Below are 12,598 nucleotides of genomic sequence, written 5' to 3'. Positions count from 1 at the left end.
ATGGAGAAAAGGAGACACCGTGATGCGCTTCCATTGCCCTGCTGGCTGGCCTGCACCGTTCACGCGCGTGCTGTTGTTGTGTCTGCTGGCCATGGTCACCCCTGCCTGCACTGCCAGCTCCAGAGCTGACGCAGACGCGCGCCTGCGTGATGCCGCCAGCCGCGGCGATGCCGAGGCGGTGCGCGGCGCACTGGCCGATGGTGCTGATCTTGAGGCGCGCGATGGCCAGGGCCGCACGGCGCTGCTGCTGGCCACGCAGGGCAACAACGTGGATGCCGCGCGCGAACTGATCGAGGCCGGGGCGGACGTCAATGCCAAGGATGCGCTGCAGGACAGTGCCTACCTGTATGCCGGCGCGCGCGGCCTGGATGAGATCCTGGCGATGACCCTGGCGCACGGCGCCGATCTGCGCAGCACCAACCGCTATGGGGGCACTGCGTTGATTCCGGCCGCCGAGCGCGGCCACGTCACCACCGTGCGCATGCTGCTGCGTGCAGGTGTGGCGGTGGACCACGTCAACCGCCTGCACTGGACCGCGCTGCTGGAAGCGATCCTGCTTGGCGACGGTGGTGAACGCCATGTGCAGATCGTGCAGCTGTTGCTGGAGGCCGGTGCCGACCCGGAGCTGGCCGACGGCGATGGCGTAACGCCACTGGCGCACGCGCGCCAGCGTGGCTATGCCGGCATTGAAACCCTGCTGCGCCAGCACGGCGCGGCGCGCTGAACCGCTACTCCTTCCACCCGCACGCTGGCCGTGCCTACCAGGATGCTGTCCATCATGTTCCGTTCCCGCCCGTTGTCCCTTGCCATCCTTCTTGCGGTGGCGCCGCTGTCGGCATCTGCTGCCGAGCGCGCCGACCTGCTGATCCGCAATGCCATCGTGGTCGACGTCGAGCACGCCAGCGCGCGGGCTGGGCAGAGCGTGGTGATCCGCGGCGAGGACATCGTCGCGGTGGGCCCGGACGCGCAGCTGCGCGGCCAGTGGAGCGCGGCCCGCCAGATCGATGCCAAGGGCAAATACCTGATCCCGGGCCTGTGGGACATGCATGTGCACTTCGGTGGCGGCCCGGCGCTGATCGAAGAGAACAAGGCGCTGCTGCCGCTGTACATCGCGCACGGCATCACCACCGTGCGTGACTGTTCCGGCGATCTGCCCGAGCAGGTGCTGCAGTGGCGTGGCGAGATCGCCAGGGGCACGCTGTTCGGCCCGCGCCTGCTCAGCTCGGGCGCGAAGATCGAAGGCATCAAGCCGGTCTGGAAGGGCACGATCGAAGTGGGTAGCGAGGCCGACGTCGACAAGGCGATCACCCGACTGCAGCACGATAAGGTCGATTTCGTGAAGATCACCGACAGCACGCTGAAGCCGGATCTGTTCCTGTATTCGGCCAGCGCAGCGCGCAAGGCCGGCTTCAAGGCCTCGGGCCACATTCCGATGGCGCTGACGGTGGAGCAGGCGGTCGATGCCGGCCTGGCCTCGATCGAGCACCTGGACTACGCATTCAAGGCCGGCAGCAAGGACGAAGCGAAGATCGCCGCCGACTTCGGCGCCGGCCGCATCGACCGCGCGGAAGCCAATCGCCGCCTCGACGCCAGCTTCGACCGTGACACCGCGATGCACGCCTACCGTGATTTCGCCAAGCGCGGCGTATTCGTGACCCCGACCCTCAACGGTGGCCGTATCCTCGATTTCCTGGACCAGGATGACCACGCCAACGATCCGTACCTGGCCTACATCGGCCCGGGCCTGCGCGCGACCTACCAGTGGCGCGTGGACCGCGCCGCGAAGGCGACGCCGGCACAGATCGAGGCGCGCCACGCGCAGTACCACCAGGTGGCGGCCGTGCTGCCGTTGCTGCAGGAGGCGGGCGTGACGATCATTGCCGGCACCGATGCGGGCTTCCTCAACTCGTTCAACTTCCCGGGCATCGCCCTGCACCAGGAACTGCAGCTGTTCGTGAAGGAGGGTCTGAGCGCGCCGCAGGCGCTGTCGGCCGCAACCCGTTCCGGCCCGGCCTGGTTCGGCCAGATGGACCGTTACGGTGGTGTCGCGCAGGGCAAGGCCGCCGACCTGGTGCTGCTGACCGCCAACCCGCTGCAGGACATCGCCGCCACCGAGAAGATCGACAGCGTGATCCTGCGCGGCAACGTGTATGACCGCGCCGCGCTGGACAAGATGCTGGCCGACACCAAGGCCAAGGTCGCGGCGTGGAATGCAGAGGCGGCGAAAGCTGACTGATTGCGGGGTTGGACGGAATCCACGCATGGCGTGGATCTACCGTACCCTCAGTAGATCCACGCCATGCGTGGATGATGCGGCCGGTGACCTAGCGCGGTGCCGGCCGCATTCCGTGCAGCTGCGGCAACGCGGCCTTCATCGCATCGATGAAGGCGCGCAGCCGTGGCGGCTGCTGGCGCGCGGCAGGAAACACGACGTGGACCGGCAGTGCCGGCGACCACCTGCACATCGCCCACCGGATACTGCGCCGCTTCCAGCGCATCGACCAGGCGCTCGCGCACCCGCGGCACGGCGTCGGCATCCACGCTCAGGCGCACCTCGTAGGTGGCTTCGGTCGCTGCCTCGTTGATCGGAATGCGGTTGATGGCATTCACCAACGGCCGCAGCAGGGTGTTGCCGGCGATGATCAGCACGGTCAGCAGCACGCCCTCGGCCAGCATGTCCGCGCCGGTGCAGCTGCCGACCGCTGCAGAGCACCACAGGGTGGCGGCGGTGTTCAGGCCACGCACGTTCATGCCTTCCTTCATGATCACGCCGGCGCCGAGGAAGCCGACACCGGAGACCACGTAGGAGATCACCCGCACCGCCTCGGCACTGCCGGCGATGCGCATGCCGAGGTCGACGAAGGCGGCGGCACCGACTGCCACCAGCACGTTGGTGCGCAGGCCGGCGGTGCGTTGCCGGTACTGGCGCTCGGCACCGATCAACGTACCCAGCACGAAGGCGGCCCGCAGGCTGACCACGGTGTCGGCGAAAGGACCGGCCTGGAAGGTCTCAATGAAGCGCATGGCCGGAGTCTACCCGGTCGAAGTGACAGTAGATCCACGCCATGCGTGGATACCCGGAAGTGCCAGAAACGACTTAATCCCCTCCGTCCCCTTTTTCGGGGTCAGTCGGTGTCGTCGACGCGCTCGCCCATCAGTTCGCGCTGGCGCTTGTCCAGTTCCTCGGCATAGCGCTTGCGTACGAAGGCTTCGGACACCACGCCCAGCACCTGGCCGTCGGCGCCGACCACGGCCAGTTCATCGGCCTGGGTCTGGTCGAAGCGCTGCATCACGCTGACCACGTCCGCGGACGGCGACAGCGAGATGTCACGGTTCTCGGCAAGCTCACCGATCGCGGTCTCCGGCTTCACGCCATCGCCGTACACGCGTGGGATCTGCACGATGCCCGCGTAGTGGCCTTCGCTGTCGATCAGGATCACGCGGCTGCCCGAGCCCAACGGGAAGCGCTGGCGGAAGGCGGCGGCGTCGAGGTCAGCGGGAGCCGTGGAAACCCCTTTGCGCATCATCCGGCCGGCATTGAGGTTGTGCACCCAGCCGACGTCGCGCGCGCTCCTGATGGTTTCGCCACGCAGGTGCATGCGCCAGGTCGAGAACGAATAGCCGAACCACTGCCGCACCAGCGTGCTGGACACCAGCACTGCACTCATCACCACGCTGGTCAGCAGGAAATCGTGGGTGCCCTCCAGCACCAGCATGGCCATGGTCATTGGCGCACCGACCACGGCAGCGGCCAATGCGGCCATGCCGGCCAGCGCCGCAGAGGTGGCGTCGACCACGGGCACGCCAGTGGCCATGCCGAGCAGGCCCGCGAACAGCGCGCCGACCAGGGTGCCCATGAACAGCGAGGCAAAGAACAGGCCGCCGCGGAAGCCGAAGCCCAGCGAGATGCCCGAGGCCAGGCATTTCAGGGTCAGCAGGCCGCCGATCCAGATCAGCGGCAGATGCGTGGTCAGGTCAAGATGCAGCGCGCCGTGGCCTGACGACAGCACCTGTGGGCTTGCCATGGCCAGCGGGATCAGCAGCAGGCCGCCCACCACCGGCCGACCCCAGGCAGGCAGCGGGCTGCGCTTGACCGTGCCCTCGATCGAGGCGATGAGCCGCATGATGACAATGCCGACCATCGCGCAGCAGCAGCCGAGCAGGCCGTAGATGGCGTAGTCGGCGGCGCGCACGTCGATGGTCGAGGCGGCGGGCAGCAGGTAGGCCTCGATGCCGGCCTGGTCGGCCACAAACGCGCCGGCCAGCGCGGCGACCGCCACCGGGGCCAGTGCGGCCGGCGTGTAGGCGCCGATGACGATCTCGAAGGCATAGAACGCACCGGCCAGCGGCGCACCGAAGGCGGCGGCAATGGCACCGGCGGCACCGGCGCCGACCAGGATGCGCACATCGTTGCGGCGCAGGCGCATCACCCGGCCCAGCTGCGAGCCAGTGCCGGCCCCCATCTGCGTATACGAGGCTTCCAGCCCGACCGAAGCGCCGCAGCCGTTGGACAACAGGGTCTGGGTCAACACGATCAGGTTGTCGCGCATCGACATGCGGCCGCCGTGCAGGGCATTGGCTTCCACCGCATCGAGCAGGGGCCGCTTGAGTCGCGTTGCCGCCAAACTGACCAGGCCCACCAGCAGGCCACCCAGCGGCAGCACCAGCAGCGCGGCCCAGGTCATCGAGGGCAGGGAGCTCAGGCGCATCCCTTCATCCAGCCCGTACAGCGTGCCCTGCAGCCAGCGTGCGATGCCGGACTGCAGCAGGGTCAGGTAGCCGGCAAGCAGGCCGACCAGCAGGGCAAGTGCGATGAACCACAGGTCGCTGCCGCGCAGCCGCAGGCGCAGGCCCTGGAAGGCCGAATGCAGGCGCGATGGCGAAACAGGCAGTGACATGGTGGCGGCATGATACGCCGCCACCGTGATCGCCACCGTCACTGCATCGGGCGGCTACCGCTTCAGAAGCGGTAGCGACCCTGCACGTAGAAGGTGCGCGGTGCGGCCACCATGCGGCCGGCGTTGCCATCGACGTTGCGGGTGTACCAGCGCGTGTCGGCCAGGTTGTTCACGCCCAGCGCGATCTCGCTGTCACCCAGGCCCGGCACCTGCCAGGCCACCTGCGCATTCCACAGGCGCACGCCCGGCACGCGGCCCACGCGCGCATCGGCGGTTTCTTCCCAGGTGTTGGCGGCATCGGAGAACTGGCCGCTCTGGTGGGTGCTGGAGACATTGAAGGTCCAGCCGGCCAGCGCGTAGCGGGCGCCGACGCTGTCGGTGTCGCGCGAGTAGAACGGCACGTCCAGGCCACGGTTGTCACCGGACTGCTGGACCGCCTTGGTCCAGGTGTAGTTGGCGTACAGCTCCAACCCGGCCAGCGCACTGTCCTCGGCGAAGTGGTACTCCACCGCGCTCTCCACGCCCTTGTGGTCGGTGGCGCCGATGTTCTGGAAGGTCGGCGGGGTGATGCCCGGCACCTGCAGGATCTGGTTGTCGAAGCGCATCTTGAACACGGTCACTTCCGCGCGCAGGGCGCCGTCCTGCCAGCGCGCGCCCAGCTCGGTGGTCCTGGCGATTTCCGGGTTCAGCGGGTTGCTGGCCGTCTGCGAATTGAGCTGGATGTTCTGCACCGGCCCGAACGAGGTGGTGTAGTTGCCGAACACGGTCAGCTGCGGAGTCAGCAGATAAGCGATGTTGAGCGAGGGCAGAGCCTTGTCGTTGCGGCTGCTGAAGGTCGCCGCGCCACCGGCCTGGCGGCGGTCCATGTCGATCCACTCCATGCGCACGCCCGGGGTGATCCGCCACTGGCCGATCGCGATGCGGTCGTCGATGTAGAACGCGTGGGCGTCGGTGGCGTTGTCGAAGCGGTTGGTGGCGCCGGCCACGCCGGTGCGGCGGGTGACGGTGTAGCTGCGGTCGTTGCCACGTTCGCGCAGGAAACGGTAGCCGGCGGTGATGTCGTGAACGCTTGCACCCCAATGCAGGCGCTGGGTGTAGCGCGGCTCGATGCCGAGCACGCGGTAGTCGCGCGGCTGCACGGTCAACTGGGTGTTGGCGGCGTTGATCAGCGAGCTGGCACGGGTACTCTCGTTGTAATAAGCCAGCACCTCGAACTCGCTGTTGGCCGACAGCGTGTTGGTGTAGCCCAGGTCGATGCCGGTGCGATGGCCCTTCCAGAAATCGGTGGGGCGGGTGTTCTGGAACGGGTCGGCCTCGTACTGGGCGCGAGTCAGGCCGCCCGGGGTCAGCGAGCGCACATCGTAGTAGGACAGCTTGGCGCGCAGTTCCTGTTGTTCGTCGATGGCATAGGCGAACTTCAGCGCCAGGTCGTTGAAGCGGTCATCGCTGCCCTGGCGCCAGCCGCGGCCGTCCTGGCCGGAGTACAGCAGGGCCGCGCCCAGGCCATTGTCGCCGGTGCCGCCGAGGAAGGCGTTGTACTGGGTGCTGTCGCCGCCGCCGTGGTCGTAGGCGGTGTAGCGCACACCGGCTTCGCCATGCAGGCCGGTGCCGGTGGGAATGGCACGGGTACTGAAGTTGATGATGCCGCCCACGTTCTGCGGGCCGTAGCGTACCGCGCCGCCACCACGCACCACGTCGATCGATTCGATGTTCGACAGGCTGGTCGGCGCGAACGACAGCTGCGGCTGCCCATACGGCGCTACCGCCAGCGGCACGCCGTCCAGCAGTACCGTCGAACGCGGCGAGTAGCGGCCGGTCAGGCCACGAACGCCGATGTTCAGCGACACGGAACTGCCGGCGGTGCCGGAGTTTTCGGTGACCTGCACGCCGGGGATGCGGCGCATGGCATCGCCGATGCTGGCCGCGCCGCTGGCCTCGATGCGCTGGCGGTCGACCACCGTGCGTGCGCCGGCAAAGCGCTTGACGCTGTCATGCAGGCCGGTGCCGAGCCAGCTGCCCGAGACCTGGATGCTGTCCAGCGTAGTGGCGCTGTCCTGGGCAAAGGCGCGGGTGGCCGGAAGCAGGCACAGGGCGAGGGCGGCGGCCAGGGGCAGGCGGGCCGGTTGCAGGGCGTGGATGGCCATCGGTAGAGGTTGTGGAAGGTCGCAAATGAGAATTATTGCTGATTCCATTCGCTATTGGAATGCGCCCCCGGTTCATGCCCGTGCCCCGGTGATAGAGTGGGCGATTGTTTCCTGACTCGCTGAGATCCGCCATGTCCCAAGCCCCCTTCTACCCCGTCGGAACCCCTGGCCAACCGTGGGGAGCGGCGGAACGGGAGCTGTGGCGTGGCCGCCAGCAGCGCCTGCGTCGGTATGACAAGGAGGTGCTGCCGCGCATCGAGTCGCTCGCATCGCGCTTCGACAAGGTGGCCTATGGTCAGCTCGACTACGCCGGCGAGAGCTATACTCTGTTTGCCCTGCGCAGCCGCGACTGGAACCCGGCGCTGCCGGCCGCACTGGTCACCGGTGGCGTGCACGGCTACGAGACCAGCGGCGTGATGGGCGCGCTGGAATTCCTCGAGAAGCACGCCGCCGACTATGCCGCCAAGGCCAACCTGCTGGTTGCGCCGTGCGTGAACCCGTGGGGTTTCGAGCGCATCAACCGCTGGAACTTCGATGCGATCGACCCGAACCGCAACTTCCGCGCCGATGGCCCGGCGCGTGAATCAACGGCGGTGATCGATCTGATCGCGCCGTACAAGGGCCAGTTCGTGCTGCACATCGACCTGCACGAGACCACCGACAGCGACGAGAGCGAGTTCCGCCCAGCGCTGGCCGCACGTGACGGCAAGCCGTTCGAGCCGGGCCTGATCCCCGATGGCTTCTACCTGGTGGATGACAGCGAGAACCCGCAGCCGGCCTTCCAGCAGGCGGTGATCGCTGAGGTGGAAAAGGTGACCCACATCGCCCCGGCCGACGACAAGGGCGAGATCATCGGCTCGCCGGTGGTGGCCCACGGCGTGATCGAGTATCCGCTGGTGAAGCTCGGACTGTGCGCGGGCATCACCGGTGCGAAGTTCACTACCACCACCGAGGTCTACCCGGACAGCCCCCGGGCGACCCCGCAGCAGTGCAACGACGCGCAGGTGGCCGCGGTGTGCGCGGCGCTGGATTACGCGCTCGCCCATCGTTGACCGGTAGTGCCGGCCGCTGGCCGGCAACTGAAAAAGGGGACGGAGGGGATCAAGTCGTTTGTGGCACAAACGACTTGATCCCCTCCGTCCCCTTTTTTGTGTCATCCCAACGCGTCGGCCCACCACAGTGCGGCCGGTCCCGGCGGCGCGTCGCGGCGCCACAGCAGGTCGCTGTGGATGCGTCGTGGCCAGCCGGGCAGCGTCAGTTCCACCAGCTGCCCGCGGTCGTAGCGCTGTACCAGCGCGCGTGGCAGCTCGGCCCAGCCGATGCCGTCCTCGGCCATCTCCATCACCATCAGGTAGTCGGTGGCGGTCCACGCCAGCCCGGTAACCGCCCGCGCATGGTCGACCTCCGCGCTCAATCGCACCTGCCGGTACCGTGCCAGCTGGGAAGCTGCGCGACGGCCGGCGTCGGCCAGCGCATGGTCGCGCGCCACATACACCGACAGCTCGCTGTGATGGGCCAATGGCCGTGCCACCAGACCATCCGGATAGCTTTCCTGGCGCGGCAGCAGGCCCAGCGCGGCGCGGCCGCTGCCGACCAGCTCCAGCACGTCATCGCCTTCGGCATCCAGCCATTCCAGTTCGATCTCCGGGAATGCTTCGGCAAAGCGCTGCAGCACGCGCTGCTCCGGATCGAGCTGGTACACGTCGGAGAACACCACGGTCAGCCGCGCTTCGACCGGCGCGGCCAGGCGCACACTCAACTGCTGCAGGCGGGCATCGGCGGCGAGGATTTCCTGGGCATGGCCAAGCACCTGGCGCCCGGCCTCGGTCAACCGGGGGTAGCGCCCGCTGCGGTCGAACAGGCTCACCCCGAGGTCGGCCTCCAGATGGGCAATGGCGGTACTGACCGTTGACTGCGTCTTGCGCAGGCGGCGCGCCGCCGCCGAGAACGAGCCCAGCGCGGCGGCTTCCACGAAGGCCTGCAGGGATTCGGGGGAATAGGGCATTGAACCATCGCTCCTGTCGATGGAATCCATTTTGATACCACCGTAAAAGGCGATGATACTGGCCGCCGTCGCCCCTGTCTGCGGGGCGTTCCGGACCCTCCACGCATGCCGTGGACCCATTGAAGAGGCGGCGCGGTCCCCGCCCTGCAAGGAGCTTCACATGTCCCGTACTGTTCCCGCCCGTGGCGCGCTGGCCGCCTGGGCCTGCCTGACCGTGGCGATCATCGCCGAGGTGGTCGGCACCTCGTTCATGGCCCATGCCGCCCGCGATGGCGGCTGGACCGGCTACCTGATCATGGCCGGCGCGCTGGCGCTGTCCTACTTCTTCCTGGCGCAGTCGGTGCGCCGCATCGCCGTGGGCGTGGCCTACGCGGTGTGGGAAGGCCTCGGCCTGACCCTGCTGACCGTGGTCGGCCTCACCGTGTTCGGCGAGAGCCTGTCGCTGCAGCAGTTGGCCGGCCTGATGCTGGCCGTGGCCGGCATCGTCTGCGTCACCCTCGGGGAGGCGCACTGATGAATACCCTGGCCCTGTTTTTCGTGATCTGCTCGGCGTTGATCGACGTCGCCGCCAACATGATGGTGGCCAAGTCGGAAGGTTTCCGTCGTTGGCGCTGGGGCGTCGGTGCTATCGTCCTGGTCTGGATTGCCTTCGCCCTGCTGGGCCAGGCCGTACGCTACATGGATCTGGCCACGGCCTATGCGATGTGGGGGGCGATCGGCGTGATCGGCACCGCCAGCTGCGGCCGCCTGTTGTTCGGTAACCGCCTGCGGCCGATCGGCTGGATTGGCATCGCCCTGGTCACGGCGGCGGTACTGCTGCTCAGCACCGCCAAGTAGCAGCACGTCCGGTCGCGAGCGGGGCGGCGATGATGCAGCGATTTGCGAAGTCGCCCATGCTCATCGACACTGCGGTTTTCCACATGGAGTGCCCGCATGTTCAGCCACATCACCGTAGGAACGAACGACATGAATGCCGCACGTCGCTTCTACGACGCCCTGTTCGCCGCGATGGACGCGCGGGCGGGCGTATTCGACGAGAAGGGACGGCTGCTGTACTTCAAGGATGGGCGGATGTTCGGTGTAACCGCGCCGATCGATGGGCAGCCAGCGTGCCATGCCAACGGTGGCACCATCGGTTTCAGTCTGGGCAGTGCAGAGGCTGTGCGTGCCTGGCAGGAGGCTGGAGTGGCTCACGGTGGCACTGCCATCGAAGATCCGCCCGGCGTCCGCAACATGTCCGGTCGCCAGGTGTTCCTGGCCTATCTGCGTGACCCGGATGGCAACAAGCTGTGTGCGGTGCACGTAATGTCGTGATCGGACAGGATGTGCGTGGCCGCGCCGCAGCCCGCGCGGGCAAGGTGGCACTCCGGCGCGCGCGTGATACCACGGAATGAGCGGACGGGCCTGCGACCGCAGGCCGCAACTTCATGCTCTGTCCACTGCGGTTCAGCCAGAATCGGTCGGCTAACCCTTTGATCTACCGGAGAACGCCGCCCCATGGAAGTACTGGAGCCGCAACAATCCCCGGTGCGCACCCTTCGGCCTGTGTTCGCCTTCGCGGCGATCATTGTCGTGGCGTTCGCGCTGTTCGTCAGCCTGTTCCCGCTCGGCGCGGGCCGCCTTCTGCTCAAGGCACAGGATTGGGCCGCCCTCAACGTCGGCTGGTACTACCTGCTGGCCATGACCCTGTACCTGGTGTTCGTGGTGGGCGTGGCGCTGTCCAAGTACGGTGGCATCAAGCTGGGTGCCGACCATGACGAGCCGGAGTTCAGTTACCTCTCGTGGGCCGGCATGCTGTTCGCCGCCGGCATCAGCATCACCCTGTTCTTCTTCTGCGTGTCCGAACCGCTGACCCACTACCTGCAGCCGCCGCAGGGCGATCCGGCCGCAGGCGAGGCTGGCGCGCGCCAGGCCATGCAGCTGCTGTTCCTGCACTGGGGCCTGCACGGCTGGGGCGTGTTCGCGCTGGCGGCGATGGCGATGGCCTACTTCGCCTATCGCCACAACCTGCCACTGGCCCTGCGCTCGGCGCTGTACCCGCTGATCGGCAAGCGCATCAACGGCCCGATCGGATACACCTTGGACGCGCTGGGCATCGTCGCCACCGTATTCGGCATCGGTGCCGACATGGGCTTCGGCGTGCTGCACCTCAATGCCGGTCTGTCGCACCTGTTCGACATTCCGCACTCCAACCTGGTGCAGATCATCCTGGTGGTCAGCATGATGGGCGCGGCGGTGGCCGTGGCCGTGTCCGGCGTCGAGAAGGGCGTGCGCTGGATGGCCAACATCAACATGCTGCTGGCGATCGCGCTGGTGCTGTTCATGCTGTTCGCCGGGCCGACGCAGTACCTGTTCAGCACGCTGATGCAGAACCTGGGCGACTACCTGGGCAGCGTGGTCGGCAAGAGTTTCGATGTGTACGCCTATGGCGGCCGACCGGAATGGCTGGGCGGCTGGACGGTGTTCTACTGGGCCTGGTGGATCGGCTGGGCACCGTTCGTCGGCCTGTTCATCGCGCGCATCTCACGTGGCCGCACCATCCGCGAATTCGTATTCGGGGTGCTGCTGATCCCGCTCGGCTTCACCCTGGCCTGGCTGTCGATCTTCGGCAACAGCGCGCTGGACCAGGTGCTCCACCACGGCCAGCAGCAACTGGCGCAGCTGGCGGTGGATGATCCACCGACGGTGCTGTACGCGCTGCTGGACGGCTACCCGTGGAGCCGCACGGTGATCGCGGTGACGGTGCTGGTGAGCTTCATCTTCTTCGTGACCTCCGCTGATTCAGGGGCGGTGGTGTTGTCCACGCTGTCGTCGCATGGTGGATCACCCGAAGACGATGGTCCGCGCTGGCTGCGCGTGTTCTGGGGCACGGTGATCGCGGTGCTGACCGCCGGGTTGTTGCTGGCCGGCAGCATCGATGCATTGAAATCGGCGGTGGTGCTGGCATCGCTGCCGTTCTCGGCGATCCTGTTGCTGATGATGTGGGGCCTGACCCGCGCGTTCAGTGACGAGTCGCACCGCAAGCGCGCGCTGCAATACCGGCCATCGCCCTTGATCGGAGACGATCGCCATCATCAGGGCTGGCGCCAGCGCCTGAGCCAGGCCATGCACTTCCCGGTACGCGACCAGGTCTACCGTTTCATGGATGACACGGTGAAGCCGGCGATGGAGGCGGTGGCCGAGCAGCTGCGCGGGCAGGGTTGGGATGTATCCACCCGCTTCGAGGCCGGCGACATGGAGCTGACGGTGAACCACGGCGAGCAGCAGGACTTCCTGTACCGGGTGATCCTCAGCGGCTACCTGACCCCGTCGTTCGCCGCCCAGCAGCTGCGCAATCAGCGCTACTACCGCGCTGAGGTACATCTGTTCGAAGGCAGCCAGGATTACGACCTGGTGGGCTACAGCCGCAAGCAGATCATCAACGACATCATCAGCCAGTACGAACGGCACCTGCAGTTCCTGCACCTGAGCCGTTGATGCGGTGGGTGCGGACCGCGGGACCGCACCGACCTGTAGAGCCGAGCCATGCTCGGCTGCGTGGTGCCGAAGAG

General features: G+C 67.3%; 11 protein-coding genes. 7 read left to right on the top strand and 4 right to left on the bottom strand.

The window, feature by feature from the left end:
- Nucleotides 1-22 precede the first annotated feature (22 nt).
- On the top strand, nucleotides 23-724 hold the full coding sequence (locus WDC87_RS11130; protein ID WP_088497337.1) for an ankyrin repeat domain-containing protein: 702 nt from the start codon (nucleotides 23-25) through the stop codon (nucleotides 722-724).
- Between the two features lie 54 nt (nucleotides 725-778).
- Complete coding sequence (locus WDC87_RS11125) at nucleotides 779-2,236, top strand: amidohydrolase family protein (protein WP_072167483.1); 1,458 nt, start codon at nucleotides 779-781, stop codon at nucleotides 2,234-2,236.
- A 47-nt stretch (nucleotides 2,237-2,283) separates the two neighbouring features.
- Here WDC87_RS11125 and WDC87_RS11120 read toward each other — a convergent pair whose 3' ends face one another.
- The 3 genes from WDC87_RS11120 to WDC87_RS11110 form a co-directional block, all read right to left on the bottom strand.
- On the bottom strand, nucleotides 2,284-3,024 hold the full coding sequence (locus WDC87_RS11120) for an MgtC/SapB family protein (protein ID WP_252744449.1): 741 nt from the start codon (nucleotides 3,022-3,024) through the stop codon (nucleotides 2,284-2,286).
- Nucleotides 3,025-3,125: 101 nt separating this feature from the next.
- The gene (locus tag WDC87_RS11115) at nucleotides 3,126-4,898 is read right to left on the bottom strand and encodes a chloride channel protein (protein WP_252744448.1); all 1,773 of its coding nucleotides are present in this window, start codon (nucleotides 4,896-4,898) and stop codon (nucleotides 3,126-3,128) included.
- Nucleotides 4,899-4,960: 62 nt separating this feature from the next.
- The gene (locus tag WDC87_RS11110; RefSeq protein WP_088497875.1) at nucleotides 4,961-7,042 is read right to left on the bottom strand and encodes a TonB-dependent siderophore receptor; all 2,082 of its coding nucleotides are present in this window, start codon (nucleotides 7,040-7,042) and stop codon (nucleotides 4,961-4,963) included.
- A gap of 131 nt (nucleotides 7,043-7,173) precedes the next feature.
- On the opposite strand from WDC87_RS11110, the gene WDC87_RS11105 reads away from it, so the two are divergent.
- The gene (locus WDC87_RS11105; protein ID WP_252744447.1) at nucleotides 7,174-8,094 is read left to right on the top strand and encodes a M14 family metallocarboxypeptidase; all 921 of its coding nucleotides are present in this window, start codon (nucleotides 7,174-7,176) and stop codon (nucleotides 8,092-8,094) included.
- Nucleotides 8,095-8,195: 101 nt separating this feature from the next.
- On the opposite strand, the gene WDC87_RS11100 is transcribed toward WDC87_RS11105, so the two are convergent.
- Nucleotides 8,196-9,047: a LysR family transcriptional regulator gene (locus WDC87_RS11100; RefSeq protein ID WP_188240899.1), complete on the bottom strand. Its 852-nt coding sequence runs from the start codon at nucleotides 9,045-9,047 to the stop codon at nucleotides 8,196-8,198.
- A 160-nt stretch (nucleotides 9,048-9,207) separates the two neighbouring features.
- On the opposite strand from WDC87_RS11100, the gene WDC87_RS11095 reads away from it, so the two are divergent.
- From WDC87_RS11095 to betT, 4 genes are all read left to right on the top strand, one after another.
- On the top strand, nucleotides 9,208-9,561 hold the full coding sequence (locus tag WDC87_RS11095) for an SMR family transporter (protein ID WP_072167514.1): 354 nt from the start codon (nucleotides 9,208-9,210) through the stop codon (nucleotides 9,559-9,561).
- Complete coding sequence (locus WDC87_RS11090; RefSeq protein ID WP_072167515.1) at nucleotides 9,561-9,884, top strand: SMR family transporter; 324 nt, start codon at nucleotides 9,561-9,563, stop codon at nucleotides 9,882-9,884. The genes WDC87_RS11095 and WDC87_RS11090 overlap by 1 nt, the downstream gene beginning before the upstream one ends.
- Nucleotides 9,885-9,980: 96 nt before the next feature.
- A complete protein-coding gene (locus WDC87_RS11085; RefSeq protein WP_088497871.1) occupies nucleotides 9,981-10,361 on the top strand; it encodes a VOC family protein in 381 nt (126 codons plus the stop codon).
- Nucleotides 10,362-10,544: 183 nt separating this feature from the next.
- Nucleotides 10,545-12,524, top strand: coding sequence for a choline BCCT transporter BetT (gene betT, locus WDC87_RS11080; protein WP_252744446.1), 1,980 nt, complete (start codon nucleotides 10,545-10,547; stop codon nucleotides 12,522-12,524).
- Nucleotides 12,525-12,598: the final 74 nt, after the last annotated feature.

Source organism: Stenotrophomonas maltophilia group sp. Smal12, assembly GCF_037079935.1.
GTDB lineage: Bacteria > Pseudomonadota > Gammaproteobacteria > Xanthomonadales > Xanthomonadaceae > Stenotrophomonas > Stenotrophomonas sepilia.
The sequence above is the reverse complement of the archived record's forward strand: the minus strand, read 5'-3'. Positions and strand labels throughout refer to the sequence as shown.

Coding starts and splice junctions, on each gene's coding strand:
- WDC87_RS11090 (WP_072167515.1), top strand. CDS start 9,561: ATGAATACCCTGGCCCTGTTTTTCGTGATCTGCTCGGCGTTGATCGAC.
- WDC87_RS11095 (WP_072167514.1), top strand. CDS start 9,208: ATGTCCCGTACTGTTCCCGCCCGTGGCGCGCTGGCCGCCTGGGCCTGC.
- WDC87_RS11125 (WP_072167483.1), top strand. CDS start 779: ATGTTCCGTTCCCGCCCGTTGTCCCTTGCCATCCTTCTTGCGGTGGCG.
- WDC87_RS11115 (WP_252744448.1), bottom strand. CDS start 4,898: ATGTCACTGCCTGTTTCGCCATCGCGCCTGCATTCGGCCTTCCAGGGC.
- WDC87_RS11110 (WP_088497875.1), bottom strand. CDS start 7,042: ATGGCCATCCACGCCCTGCAACCGGCCCGCCTGCCCCTGGCCGCCGCC.
- WDC87_RS11085 (WP_088497871.1), top strand. CDS start 9,981: ATGTTCAGCCACATCACCGTAGGAACGAACGACATGAATGCCGCACGT.
- WDC87_RS11100 (WP_188240899.1), bottom strand. CDS start 9,047: ATGCCCTATTCCCCCGAATCCCTGCAGGCCTTCGTGGAAGCCGCCGCG.
- WDC87_RS11130 (WP_088497337.1), top strand. CDS start 23: ATGCGCTTCCATTGCCCTGCTGGCTGGCCTGCACCGTTCACGCGCGTG.
- betT (WP_252744446.1), top strand. CDS start 10,545: ATGGAAGTACTGGAGCCGCAACAATCCCCGGTGCGCACCCTTCGGCCT.
- WDC87_RS11105 (WP_252744447.1), top strand. CDS start 7,174: ATGTCCCAAGCCCCCTTCTACCCCGTCGGAACCCCTGGCCAACCGTGG.
- WDC87_RS11120 (WP_252744449.1), bottom strand. CDS start 3,024: ATGCGCTTCATTGAGACCTTCCAGGCCGGTCCTTTCGCCGACACCGTG.